The sequence below is a fragment of the Streptomyces sp. NPDC037271 genome (assembly GCF_055603605.1).
On the sequence record NZ_JBVJVN010000003.1, the window covers coordinates 271,143 to 283,048 of the forward strand.

An 11,906-nucleotide genomic window follows, 5' to 3' on the forward strand; every position below is an offset into this window, starting at 1 on the left:
CGCAGGCGTCACCGAAACAGCACGGGTGGGGAGAGCACATGGACACCACGCAGCGGACCGATCAACAGCAGTCCGCCGACCGCCGCCGGCGCGAGCTGCTGGAGGCTGCCGACCGGGTGGTGCTGCGCGACGGCCCACAGGCCTCGATGAACGCCATCGCCGCCGAGGCCGGCATCACCAAGCCGATCCTCTACCGCCACTTCGGCGACAAGAGCGGACTCTACGCCGCCCTGGCGAAGCGGCACACGGACGCTCTCCTCTCCTCGCTGCGGGCCGCCCTGGACGCTCCGGCGGAACGGCGGGAACGGGTCGAGGCCACCTTGGACACCTACCTGGCGGCCATCGAGGCACGCCCGCAGGTGTACCGCTTCCTGATGCATCCGGCGGAGGGCAGCACCCCACAGGGCGACCAGGGCTTCGACGTCGGCAAGCACTCGGCACCCCTGCTGCGCCGCATGGGCGAGGAGCTGGCCCAGGTCATCGAGGAGCGCCTCGACGTCGGACCGGGCACCCAGCAGCTGGCCCGGGTCTGGGGGCACGGCATCGTCGGCATGATGCACGCCGCCGGGGACTGGTGGCTGGGCGAACGCCCGTGCCCCCGGGCGGAGTTGGTGCGTACCCTCGCCGACCTCCTGTGGGGCCGCCTCGCCGCGGCCGGCGACAAGGCGGGCGGCCCGGGCTTCTGACGGCCCCGGGCCGCCTCCGTGGACCGGACGTGCCCGTGCGGCGCGGCCACCCGCCGGTGCGGCCCCGTAACCCCGGCCGACGCCCTCAGCGGCGCCAGGAAGCCCTCGCCACCTGTCGCATCAGCTTCCGGTGACGCCGGCCGGCCAGACGGTCGGCGTACACCCGGCCCTCCAGGTGGTCGCACTCGTGCTGGAGGCACCGGGCGAAGAATCCGGACCCGTGCACGGTGACCGGCTCCCCGGTCACCGTGAAGCCCGACACGACCGCGTGGTCGTGACGCTCGGTTCCGGCCTCCAGGCCCGGCAGCGACAGACAGCCCTCCGGCCCGCGCACCACCACCCCGTCGGTCTCGACGAGCCGCGGGTTCACCACGTGGCCGAGGTGACGTTGGTCCTCGTCGTCCGGGCAGTCGTAGACGAAGACGCGCACCGGCTCACCGATCTGGTTCGCGGCCAGACCCACGCCGTGCGCGGCGTACATGGTCGCGAACAAGTCCTCCACGAGGGCCGCGAGTTCCGGACCGAAGTCCGTCACCTCCTCGCAGGGTGCGTGCAGGACGGGGTCGCCGAGGAGACTGAGGGGCCGGACGCGCCCGCGGGCGCCCGGGATGGAACCTTGTCGCATGGCGGCAAGAGTAGGGTCCCTGTGTCCCCCGGCGGCTCGCGCCCACCGCCGGAACGCCATGACCGGTGCCGCGATTCGGGAGTGCGAACGGATCTCGATAGGCTGAGGTCCACACCACGTGGCCGTCAGGCTTCAGGCGCGGCGCGTACGCAAGGAGGATCGAGAACTGATGGCAGGCAACTCGGACCCGCTCACGCCCCGGGCCAAGATCGCCGTGACCGCGGGCAAGGCGGTCGCGGCGGCATCTCGTGCCGCGGGGCGCGGCAGCGGTTCGGTGATCGGCGGCAAGGTCGCGCTGAGACTCGATCCCGACCTCCTCGCCCGGCTCGCCCAGCACCTGGACGTGACCCTCGTCTCGGCGACCAACGGCAAGACCACCACCACCCGGCTCATCGCGGAGGCCCTCAAGGCCGCCGGGCCGGTCGTGTCCAACGCGCTCGGCGCCAACATGCCGGCCGGCATCACCTCGGCGCTCGCCGGCGGCTCGGAGGCCCGGTTCGGCGTCATCGAGGTCGACGAGAAGTACCTCGCCGGCGTCGCCCGGGACACCGACCCGAAGTGCATCGCCCTGCTCAACCTCTCCCGCGACCAGCTGGACCGCGCCGCCGAGACCCGGATGCTCGCCGAGAACTGGCGCGAGGGTCTGGCCGGTTCCAAGGCCGTGATCGTCGCCAACGCCGACGACCCGCTGGTGGTGTGGGCCGCGTCCTCCTCCCCCAACGTGATCTGGGTCGCCGCCGGGCAGATGTGGAAGGACGACGCATGGTCCTGCCCGTCCTGCGGCGGCGTGATGCAGCGTCCGGGCGACGACTGGTTCTGCGGCGAGTGCGGCTTCCGCCGGCCCACGCCGAGCTGGGCGCTCTCCGGCGACCACGTCCTCGACCCGCACGGCTCCGCCTGGCCGATCCACCTCCAGCTGCCGGGCCGCGCGAACAAGGCCAACGCCGCCTCGTCGGCCGCCGTCGCCGCCGTGTTCGGGGTGCCGCCGCAGGTCGCCCTGGAGCGTATGTACCAGGTGCAGGCGGTCGCCGGACGCTACGACGTCGTGCAGTTCCAGGGCCGTGACCTGCGTCTGCTGCTCGCCAAGAACCCGGCGGGCTGGCTGGAGACCTTCTCCCTGATCGACCCGCCGCCGACCCCGGTGATCCTCGCGGTGAACGCGCGCGGCGCCGACGGCACCGACACCTCCTGGCTGTGGGACGTGGACTACACCAGGCTGACCGGCCATCCGATCTGCCTGGTCGGTGACCGGAAGCTGGACCTCGCGGTGCGCCTGGAGGTCGCGAACCAGCAGTTCCAGGTCTGCGAGGACATCGACCAGGCGGTGCAGCTGTGCCCGCCGGGACGCATCGAGGTCATCGCGAACTACACCGCCTTCCAGGACCTGCGCCGCCGCGTCGGCAACTGACCGCGAGACTTCAGGGGACTTTCGTGAGCGACAACCAACTGCGGATCGTCTGGATCTACCCGGACCTGCTCAGCACGTACGGCGACCAGGGCAACGCCCTCGTCGTGGAACGCCGGGCCCGCCAGCGCGGCCTCGACGTCGCCCGGCTCGACGTGCGCAGCGACCAGCCGATCCCGACCTCCGGCGACATCTACCTGATCGGCGGCGGCGAGGACCGTCCGCAGCGGCTCGCGGCCGAGCGGCTGCGCCGGGACGGCGGCCTGTACCGGGCGGTGGAGAACGGCGCGATCGTCTTCTCCGTCTGCGCCGGCTACCAGATCCTGGGCCAGGAGTTCATCAACGACCTGGGGCAGCGCGAGCCGGGCCTCGGCCTGCTCGACGTGGTCTCGACGCGCGGCGAGGGCGCCCGGTGCGTCGGCGACGTCCTCGGCGACATCGACCCGCGTCTGGGCCTGCCTCCGCTGACCGGCTTCGAGAACCACCAGGGCGTCACCCACATCGGCCCCGGCGCCCGCCCCTTCGCCCAGGTCCGCTTCGGCAACGGCAACGGCACGGGCGACGGCACGGAGGGCGCGTACAACGACACCGTCTTCGGCACGTACATGCACGGCCCGGTGCTGGCGCGCAACCCGCTGATCGCGGACCTGCTGCTGAAGCTGGCGCTCGACGTGAACGCGCTGCCGCCGACCGACGACCGCTGGTACGAGGCGCTCCGCAACGAGCGCATCGCCGCCGCGCAGCAGCCTGCGTAGACCCGGCTGCCCCGCAGCGGCCCGCACCCGCAGGCGGCGGCGCGGCAGCCTGCCCGGTGTCCACGGAAGGGCCCGTCTGATGACTCATCCGCACAGGTGAGCGGGCACGTCCAGTAGGCGGACGCGCGGTTCGGTCCCGCCCCCCGATGCCGCTAGGGTGGCGGGAATCGAGCCGGACAGCGCGGTCCGGCCCCCGTGCCACTTGAGAAGGTATTCCGGGCTATGCGCATTGGTGTCCTCACGTCCGGCGGTGACTGCCCCGGCCTGAACGCCGTCATACGGTCCGTCGTGCACCGCGCCGTCGTCGACCACGGCGACGAGGTCATCGGCTTCCGGGACGGCTGGAAGGGCCTCCTGGAGTGCGACTACCTCAAGCTCGACCTCGACGCGGTCGGTGGCATCCTGGCCCGCGGCGGCACCATCCTCGGCTCCTCCCGGGTCCGTCCCGAGCACCTGCGGGACGGGGTGGAGCGCGCCCGGGGCCACGTCGAGGAACTCGCCCTGGACGCGATCATCCCGATCGGCGGTGAGGGCACGCTGAAGGCGGCACGGCTCCTCTCCGACAACGGCCTGCCGATCGTGGGCGTGCCGAAGACCATCGACAACGACATCGCCGTCACGGACGTCACGTTCGGTTTCGACACGGCCGTCACCGTCGCCACCGAGGCCCTGGACCGGCTGAAGACCACCGCCGAGTCCCACCAGCGGGTGCTGATCGTGGAGGTCATGGGCCGTCACACCGGCTGGATCGCGCTGCACTCGGGCATGGCGGCCGGCGCCCACGCCGTCGTCGTCCCGGAGCGGCCCTTCGACATCGACGAGCTGACCGCCAAGGTCGGCGAGCGTTTCTCGGCGGGCAAGCGGTTCGCGATCGTGGTGGCCGCGGAGGGCGCCAAGCCGAAGCCCGGCACCATGGACTTCGACGAGGGCGGCAAGGACGTCTACGGCCACGAGCGCTTCGCCGGTATCGCCCGTCAGCTCTCCATCGAGCTGGAGGAGCGCCTCGGCAAGGAGGCCCGGCCGGTGATACTCGGGCACGTCCAGCGCGGCGGCACGCCGACCGCGTACGACCGGGTGCTGGCGACGCGGTTCGGCTGGCACGCGGTGGAGGCCGTGCACCGCGGGGAGTTCGGGATGATGACGGCCCTGCGCGGAACCGACATCGCCATGGTGTCGCTGGCCGAGGCCGTGAAGACGCTGAAAACGGTGCCGGTGGAGCGCTACGACGAGGCGGAGTGCGTTCTCTGAGGCGTACCCGACGACAAACCGCCCCCGGTCGCAGCCGCGACCGGGGGCGGTTCTACTCTGGTGCGGACAGACAGCGCTCAACCCCCACGAAACAGGAGCCGGCGGATGGATCACAGCGGGCACGGCATGACGATGGATCTGCCGCCGTTCACGCTGGGGCGAGGTCTCGCCTGGTCGGCGGACCCCTTCTTCCTGATCGCCTGCCTCCTGGGACTGGCGCTCTACGGCTGGGGCGTACTCCGTCTGGTGCGGCGCGGCGACAAGTGGCCGGTGGGCCGGACCGTGTCCTTCGTCGTCGGTGTGCTGAGCGTGGCGCTGATGATGTGCACCAAGCTGAACGACTACGGCATGGTCATGTTCAGCGTCCACATGGTGCAGCACATGATGATCAGCATGGTGTCGCCGATCCTGCTGCTGCTCGGCGCCCCGATCACCCTCGCCCTGCGCGCGCTGCCTCCGGCGGGGCGAGGCCGCAAGGGCGCCCGTGAACTGCTGTTGATGCTGCTGCACAGCCGCTACATGCGGATCATCACGCACCCCGCGTTCACGATTCCGCTGTTCATCGCGAGCCTGTACGGGCTGTACTTCACCCCCCTCTTCGACTTCCTCATGGGCTCCCAGGTCGGGCACATCGCGATGATGGTGCACTTCCTCGCCGTCGGTCTGGTGTTCTTCTGGCCGATCATGGGCGTGGACCCGGGCCCCCACCGGCCGGGCTACCTGATGCGGATACTGGAGCTGTTCGCGGGCATGCCGTTCCACGCGTTCTTCGGCATCGCACTGATGATGGCCTCCTCGCCCATGGTCGAGACGTTCCAGAACCCGCCCGCGTCGCTCGGCATCGACGCGCTCTCCGACCAGAACGCGGCCGGCGGCATCGCCTGGGCCTTCAGCGAGGTCCCGTCCGTACTGGTGCTGCTCGCGCTGCTGTTCCAGTGGTACGCCTCCGAGAAGCGACAGGCCCGACGCAGCGACCGCGCCGCCGATCGCGACGGCGACAAGGAACTTGCGGCATACAACGCCTATCTGGCCTCACTGAACACACGCGGCGGCTGAACGGCGGCTCCGTTCAGTAGCATGTGGCGCGTCGGGGGAACCGCCCGGGGGGAGCGGTATGGCACGTCACACGTTCTCAGAATCAGAAGGGCCGGGGTCACAGCGGCCGGAAGTGGGCCGGGTCGTCGCCGGCCGCTATCTGCTGCTGCGCCCGCTCGGCGACGGCGGGCGGGACCGGGTATGGCTCGCCCACGACCAGCTGCTGAGCCGCGAGGTCGCGCTGGAGGCCGCCCGCACCGGTACCCGGAACCTGCCGCGGCCGCCCGGCCATCCGCACGTCGTGACCGTTCACGAGGTGGTGGAGCACGAGGGCGTGCCGTGGATCGTCATGGAGTACGTGGCGGGCGCCGTCGACCTGAGGGAGCTGGTGGCCCGGCGCGGCCCGCTGGCCCCGGCCGACTGTGCCCGGATCGGACTCGCGGTGCTCACCGTGCTCGGTGCGCCGGACGCCGGGCGCGACCGGAACGGGCCGCACCGGGAGGTGGAGCCGGCCGACATCCTGCTGGCTCCGGACCGCGCTGGCGCGCCGTACGGCAGGATCCTGCTCCTGGACCCCGTCGTCGCCCGGCGCGGCGACGGGGACGGTCTGCTCGCACTGGGCCGCACGCTCCACTACGCCGTCGAGGGGCACGAGCCCTCCGAGCGGGAGGTACCCGGCCCGCCCGTACGCGCCGGTGCGCTCGGGCCGCTGCTGGAGCGGCTCCTCGCCGGGGACCGGGCGCGTCGCGTCACGGTGGCCGAGGCGGAGGCGGAACTGGCGTGGATCGTCACGCCGCAGACCGAGACGGACGCCCGGCCGCGGACCGACCCGGGTTCGCAGCCGCCCTGGTCCGCGGCGCACCCGGCCGTGACCGGCCCCGCCGCCTTGGCCGACCGGCACCCCACCGCCGCCCCCGGCGGGCACCGGCGTCGGCGCCCGCGGGCGCTGCGTGCCGCCCTGTCCGGCGGGCTCGGTCTGGTCCTCGCCCTGGGCGGCGTCTGGTACGCCCTGGCCGACCGGGCGGCCGACGGGACCGGAGCTCCGTACGGCCACGCCGTGGGGCTGGCGGCGCCGCTGCGGGACGGGGACTGCGTGCGCGCCCGCTGGCCGGGCGGCGACCGGTTCACGGGGACGCCGCGCCTCACCGTGGACCCGGCCTGCCGCGGCGGGGCGCCCGACGGCCAGGTGATGGCCTTCGTGCCCGCCGCCTCCGCCGAGGAGGCCCGCGAGCTGGGGCCGGCCCGGTGCGAGGAGCGGACGCGGGAGCTCCGGGCCCGGCTGGCCGACGTGCGCAGTGTGGCGGTCGTGCCGGCCGACGGCGGTTTCGAGACCGCCCTCAGGCGCACGGCGTGCCTGGTGCTGGGCGCGCACGGGCCGGTGTACGGGCCGCTCGGCCGGCACCGTGAGCCCGGTTCGGTGTTCGCGGACACGGCGACGATGCAGCGCCGGGACTGCCTGGACGTGCGCTCGGCGCGGGAGGTCCGGCTGGTGTCCTGCGCGGGCCGGTACGACGCACAGGTGCTCGGTTTCACCCGGCTGGCCGCCGGTGTGACGCTCGCCGAGGCGCCCGCGGCGGCGGACACGGCGTGTGCGCGTCAGGTGCCGCCGCGCGACTACGGATTCGACCCCTCCCTGTACGAGGCCGGCTCCCGGACGGCCGCCGGCGCGTGGAAATCCGGCTCACATCTCGTCGTCTGCACCGTACGGAGGCAGAACGGGGGCACCATGGAGGGGAACGGACCATGAGGAGGGTGTTGCGATGCCCGGTTCCACGGACAGTTCGACGAAGACGATGGGGGCGCTCACCATCGGGGGCCTGGTCGCGGTGACGGCCTACACGGTGGCGCTCGGGAGCAACGGCTGGCTGTGGTTCGGCTGGGTCGTGCTGGGGCTGATCACGCTGGGGCTGGTCGCCACGCACAGCACCTGAGCCCCGCGCCGGGGCGGCCACCGGGTTTCACTCGCGGCCGAGCCGGCCCGCCGAGTGCACTCCCGGCTGGTACTTCGGCAGCCGGACGGTGATCTTCATGCCCGCGCCGACGGCCGTCTCGATGACGAGGCCGTGGTCGTCCCCGTAGACCTGGCGGAGGCGGTCGTCGACGTTGGACAGCCCGATGCCGCCCGACGGGCTGACCTCGCGTGCCAGGATGCGGCGCAGCAGGCCGGGGTCCATGCCGGCGCCGTCGTCCTCGATGACCACCAGGGCCTCGGCACCCGCGTCCTGCGCGGTGATCTGGATGCGACACCGGTCCGCCTTGCCCTCCAGGCCGTGCTTGACGGCGTTCTCGACCAGCGGCTGGAGGCAGAGGAAGGGCAGGGCGACCGGCAGCACCTCGGGGGCGACCTGGAGGGTGACGGCGAGGCGGTCGCCGAAGCGGGCCCGCACCAGCGCCAGGTAGTGGTCGATGGCGTGCAGCTCGTCGGCGAGGGTGGTGAAGTCGCCGTGCCGGCGGAACGAGTAGCGGGTGAAGTCGGCGAACTCCAGGAGCAGCTCGCGGGCGCGCTCGGGGTCGGTGCGCACGAAGGACGCGATCACCGCCAGCGAGTTGAAGATGAAGTGCGGGGAGATCTGGGCGCGCAGGGCCTTGATCTCGGCCTCGATGAGCCGGGTGCGGGACTGGTCGAGGTCGGCCAGCTCCAGCTGGACGGAGACCCAGCGGGCGACCTCGCCGGCGGCCCGGACCAGGACGGCGGACTCGCGGGGCGCGCAGGCGACGAGGGCGCCGTGCACCCGGTCGTCGACGGTGAGCGGGGCGACGACCGCCCAGCGCACCGCGCAGTCGGGGGTGTCGCAGCTGAGCGGGAAGGCCTCGCCGCGGCCCGTCTCCAGCGGTCCCGCGAGACGCTCCATGATCTCGGTGCGGTGGTGGGCGCCCACGCCGTCCCAGACCAGGACCTCCTTCAGGTCGGTCAGGCACAGCGCGTCCGTGCCCAGCAGCGAGCGCAGCTTGCGGGCCGACTTGCCCGCGGTCTCCTCGGTCAGTCCCGCCCGCAGCGGGGGCGTGGCCAGGGAGGCGGTGTGCAGGGTCTGGAAGGTGGCGTGCTCGACCGGGGTGCCCAGACCGCCGAGGTTGTTCTGCGGGCGGGCCGTCCGCCGCCCCAGCCAGAAGCCCGCGGCCAGCAGCGGGAGCACGGCGACGACCAGGCCCGCCAGGAAACCGCTCACGGAGCCGCTCACGGGGTCACCTCCTTGTGCGGTTCGTCCGAGCGCCGTTCGTCCGAGCGCCGTTCGTCCGTGCGCAGCTCTTCCGGCAGGTGGAAGCGGGCCAGGATCGCCGCCGTCCCGGCCGGTACGCGGCCCGGTGTGGCCAGGGAGACCAGCACCATGGTGAGGAAGGCCAGCGGCACCGACCAGAGCGCCGGCCAGGCCAGCAGCGCGTGCAGCGCACCGCCGCCGCCCGGGAAGCCGGCCATGGTCGCGGCGACGGCGAGCAGGGCGGAGCCGCCGCCCACCAGCATCCCGGCCGCCGCGCCGGGCGGGGTCAGCCGCCGCCACCAGATGCCGAGGACGAGCAGGGGGCAGAAGGAGGAGGCGGACACGGCGAAGGCCAGACCGACGGCGTCGGCGACCGGCAGCCCGCCGACCAGCGCGCTCGCCGCCAGCGGCACGGCCATGGCGAGGAGGGTGCCGAGCCGGAAGTGCGGCACGCCGCGGGACGGCAGCACGTCCTGGGTGAGAACGCCCGCGACGGCCATGGTCAGCCCCGACGCGGTGGACAGGAACGCGGCGAAGGCACCGCCCGCGACCAGTGCCCCGAGCAGGTCGCCGCCCACTCCCCCGATCACCCGGTCGGGCAGCAGCAGGACGGCGGCGTCCGCGTCGCCGGTGAGGGTCAGCTCGGGGGCGTACATGCGGCCGAGGGCGCCGTAGACGGGCGGCAGCAGGTAGAAGGCGCCGATGAGACCGAGGACGGCGACGGTGGTGCGGCGGGCGGCGACGCCGTGCGGGCTGGTGTAGAAGCGGACCACGACGTGCGGCAGGCCCATGGTGCCCAGGAAGGTGGCGAGGATCAGGCCGTACGTGGCGTACAGCGGGCGTTCGGTGCGGCTCTCGGCGCGGGAGGGCGACAGGGCGTCGTCGGCGCCGCGTCCGGCGGCCGGGACGGGGGTGTCCTCGGCGAAGGTGAGGCGGGTGCCGGCCTCGATGCGGTGGGTGCCGGTGGACAGGCCGAGGCGGGTGTCTTCGTGGGCGCGGCCGTCCACGGTGCCGTCGACGGTGACCGTCAGGGGGCGGTCGAGCTTGAGGGTGAGGCTGTCGTCGACCCGGACGGAGCGCTGCTCGCGGAAGGTGGCCGGCTCCTCGAAGGGGCGGCCGGGGGCGCCGTCGCCCTGCCAGGCCAGCACCAGGAAGAGGGCGGGGACGAGCAGCGCGGTGAGTTTCAGCCAGTACTGGAAGGCCTGGACGAAGGTGATGCTGCGCATGCCGCCGGCGGCGACGATGGCGGTGACGACGACGGCGACGATCACTCCGCCGAGCCAGTCGGGCGCCCCGCCCAGCACGGCCAGGGTCAGTCCGGCGCCCTGGAGCTGGGGCAGCAGGTACAGCCAGCCGACGCCGACGACGAAGGCCCCCGCGAGCCGCCGCACGGCCTGGGAGGCGAGCCGGGCCTCGGCGAAGTCGGGCAGCGTGTACGCGCCGGAGCGCCGCAGCGGGGCGGCGACGAAGAGGAGCAGGACCAGGTAGCCGGCGGTGTAGCCGACCGGGTACCAGAGCATGTCCGGGCCCTGGACGAGGACCAGGCCGGCGATGCCGAGGAAGGACGCGGCGGAGAGGTACTCGCCGCTGATGGCGGCGGCGTTGAGGCGGGGCCCGACGGTGCGGGAGGCGACGTAGAAGTCGGAGGTGGTGCGGGAGATGCGCAGGCCGAACGCGCCGACGAGGACGGTGGCCACGACGACCAGGGCGACGGCGGGTATGGCGTAGCTGGAGTTCATCGTGCCTCGTCACACAGGGTCGTCCGCAAGGTCACCGGTCCTCGACGAGGCGCACGAAGTCGCGTTCGTTGCGCTCGGCGCGACGCACGTACCAGCGGGCGAGGAGGACGAACGGGGCGTACAGGCCGAAGCCGAGGAGGGTCCATTCCAGGTGGTGGGCGTCGGGCATCGCCGCGAACAGCAGCGGCAGCGGTCCGACGAGGAGCCCGAGGACCGCGAACGCGGCGAGGCCGGCGCGCAGCTGGCTGCGCATGAGGGAGCGGACGTAGGTGTGCCCGAGGGTGGTCTGCTCGTCGATCTCGGTGCGCGGGCGGTAGTAGCCGGAGGCCCGTCGGGTGCGCCTGGGCGGGCCGGTGACGGTGACGCGGCGTTCGGTGGGGTCCTGGGGCATGGTCACGGCCTCCGCATGAGCAGGTCCCGCAGTTCGCGGGCGTGGCGCCGGCTGACCTGGAGCTCCTCGGTACCGACCAGGACGCTGACGGTGCCGGTGTCCAGGCGGAGCTCGCCGATGTGGCGCAGGGCGACGAGGTGGCGGCGGTGGATGCGGACGAAGCCGCGGGCGCGCCAGCGCTCCTCCAGGGTGGACAGGGGGATGCGGACGAGGTGGCTGCCCTTGTCGGTGTGCAGGCGGGCGTAGTCGCCCTGGGCCTCGACGTGGGTGATGTCGTCGACGGGAACGAAGCGGGTGACGCCGCCGAGTTCCACGGCGATGTGGTCGGGGTCGGGTTCGTGCACGGGCACGCGCGGGGCGGGGGCCGCGGTGCCCCGCCGCTCGACGGCGCGGCGGACCGCCTCGGCGAGCCGCTCCCGGCGGACGGGTTTGAGGACGTAGTCGACGGCCTTGAGGTCGAAGGCCTGCACCGCGAAGTCCTCGTGCGCGGTGACGAAGACGACCAGCGGCGGCCGGGCGAACCCGCTCAGCAGCCGGGCGAGGTCGAGTCCGTCCAGGCCGGGCATCTGGATGTCGAGGAAGACGACGTCGATGGCGTCCGGCCCGTCGGGGCCCGACTCCAGGGCGCGGTTGATACGGCGCAGCGCCTCGGTCGCGCCCTCCGCCCCCTCCGCCGTCCCGATGCGGGGATCGGCGTTCAGCAGGTACACGAGTTCCTCGAGCGTGGGGCGTTCGTCGTCGACAGCAAGGGCGCGCAGCATGAAGGTGGAGTGTAGGAGCAATCCGTACGCCTGCACACGCCCCCGAGGTGGACGTATCCGCTGG

12 protein-coding genes are annotated in these 11,906 nt (G+C 73.1%); 7 read left to right on the forward strand and 5 right to left on the reverse strand.

The annotated features are described in order from the left end of the window. Positions 1–38: 38 nt before the first annotated feature. Positions 39–686 carry a TetR/AcrR family transcriptional regulator gene (locus ACZ7G3_RS09000; protein ID WP_426524683.1) on the forward strand — a complete coding sequence of 216 codons (648 nt, stop codon included), beginning with the start codon at positions 39–41 and terminating at the stop codon, positions 684–686. Positions 687–771: 85 nt separating this feature from the next. Here ACZ7G3_RS09000 and def read toward each other — a convergent pair whose 3' ends face one another. Next, positions 772–1,311 (reverse strand): peptide deformylase, encoded by a 540-nt coding sequence (def, locus tag ACZ7G3_RS09005; protein WP_470924338.1) that lies wholly within the window; start codon positions 1,309–1,311, stop codon positions 772–774. Positions 1,312–1,480: 169 nt separating this feature from the next. Here def and ACZ7G3_RS09010 point away from each other — a divergent pair, with 169 nt between their 5' ends. The 6 genes from ACZ7G3_RS09010 to ACZ7G3_RS09035 all read left to right on the forward strand — a co-directional run bounded on the left by ACZ7G3_RS09010 (position 1,481) and on the right by ACZ7G3_RS09035 (position 7,685). Then, a complete protein-coding gene (locus ACZ7G3_RS09010) occupies positions 1,481–2,719 on the forward strand; it encodes a DUF1727 domain-containing protein (protein ID WP_426598835.1) in 1,239 nt (412 codons plus the stop codon). A 23-nt stretch (positions 2,720–2,742) separates the two neighbouring features. Beyond that, the gene (locus ACZ7G3_RS09015) at positions 2,743–3,471 is read left to right on the forward strand and encodes a type 1 glutamine amidotransferase (RefSeq protein WP_398134617.1); all 729 of its coding nucleotides are present in this window, start codon (positions 2,743–2,745) and stop codon (positions 3,469–3,471) included. Between the two features lie 222 nt (positions 3,472–3,693). Then, positions 3,694–4,719 carry a 6-phosphofructokinase gene (locus ACZ7G3_RS09020; RefSeq protein ID WP_426598834.1) on the forward strand — a complete coding sequence of 342 codons (1,026 nt, stop codon included), beginning with the start codon at positions 3,694–3,696 and terminating at the stop codon, positions 4,717–4,719. A 105-nt stretch (positions 4,720–4,824) separates the two neighbouring features. Then, complete coding sequence (locus ACZ7G3_RS09025) at positions 4,825–5,775, forward strand: cytochrome c oxidase assembly protein (protein WP_470924340.1); 951 nt, start codon at positions 4,825–4,827, stop codon at positions 5,773–5,775. 112 nt (positions 5,776–5,887) lie between these two features. Then, a complete protein-coding gene (locus tag ACZ7G3_RS09030) occupies positions 5,888–7,501 on the forward strand; it encodes a septum formation family protein (RefSeq protein WP_470924342.1) in 1,614 nt (537 codons plus the stop codon). A gap of 13 nt (positions 7,502–7,514) precedes the next feature. Next, entirely contained in the window at positions 7,515–7,685 is a 171-nt protein-coding gene (locus tag ACZ7G3_RS09035; protein WP_426524671.1) for a hypothetical protein, read from the forward strand. A 27-nt stretch (positions 7,686–7,712) separates the two neighbouring features. Here ACZ7G3_RS09035 and ACZ7G3_RS09040 read toward each other — a convergent pair whose 3' ends face one another. Genes ACZ7G3_RS09040 through ACZ7G3_RS09055 form a run of 4 tightly spaced genes read right to left on the reverse strand, consistent with a single transcriptional unit; the run spans position 7,713 to position 11,842 of the window. Further along, a complete protein-coding gene (locus ACZ7G3_RS09040) occupies positions 7,713–8,921 on the reverse strand; it encodes a sensor histidine kinase (protein ID WP_426598650.1) in 1,209 nt (402 codons plus the stop codon). Positions 8,922–8,929: 8 nt separating this feature from the next. Next, entirely contained in the window at positions 8,930–10,690 is a 1,761-nt protein-coding gene (locus ACZ7G3_RS09045; protein WP_470924344.1) for a sodium/solute symporter, read from the reverse strand. A 31-nt stretch (positions 10,691–10,721) separates the two neighbouring features. Next, positions 10,722–11,081: a hypothetical protein gene (locus ACZ7G3_RS09050; RefSeq protein WP_470924346.1), complete on the reverse strand. Its 360-nt coding sequence runs from the start codon at positions 11,079–11,081 to the stop codon at positions 10,722–10,724. Between the two features lie 2 nt (positions 11,082–11,083). Continuing rightward, entirely contained in the window at positions 11,084–11,842 is a 759-nt protein-coding gene (locus ACZ7G3_RS09055) for a LytR/AlgR family response regulator transcription factor (protein ID WP_426524667.1), read from the reverse strand. Positions 11,843–11,906 lie beyond the last annotated feature (64 nt).

Coding starts and splice junctions, on each gene's coding strand:
- ACZ7G3_RS09000 (WP_426524683.1), top strand. CDS start 39: ATGGACACCACGCAGCGGACCGATCAACAGCAGTCCGCCGACCGCCGC.
- def (WP_470924338.1), bottom strand. CDS start 1,311: ATGCGACAAGGTTCCATCCCGGGCGCCCGCGGGCGCGTCCGGCCCCTC.
- ACZ7G3_RS09010 (WP_426598835.1), top strand. CDS start 1,481: ATGGCAGGCAACTCGGACCCGCTCACGCCCCGGGCCAAGATCGCCGTG.
- ACZ7G3_RS09020 (WP_426598834.1), top strand. CDS start 3,694: ATGCGCATTGGTGTCCTCACGTCCGGCGGTGACTGCCCCGGCCTGAAC.
- ACZ7G3_RS09025 (WP_470924340.1), top strand. CDS start 4,825: ATGGATCACAGCGGGCACGGCATGACGATGGATCTGCCGCCGTTCACG.
- ACZ7G3_RS09035 (WP_426524671.1), top strand. CDS start 7,515: ATGCCCGGTTCCACGGACAGTTCGACGAAGACGATGGGGGCGCTCACC.
- ACZ7G3_RS09045 (WP_470924344.1), bottom strand. CDS start 10,690: ATGAACTCCAGCTACGCCATACCCGCCGTCGCCCTGGTCGTCGTGGCC.
- ACZ7G3_RS09050 (WP_470924346.1), bottom strand. CDS start 11,081: ATGCCCCAGGACCCCACCGAACGCCGCGTCACCGTCACCGGCCCGCCC.
- ACZ7G3_RS09055 (WP_426524667.1), bottom strand. CDS start 11,842: ATGCTGCGCGCCCTTGCTGTCGACGACGAACGCCCCACGCTCGAGGAA.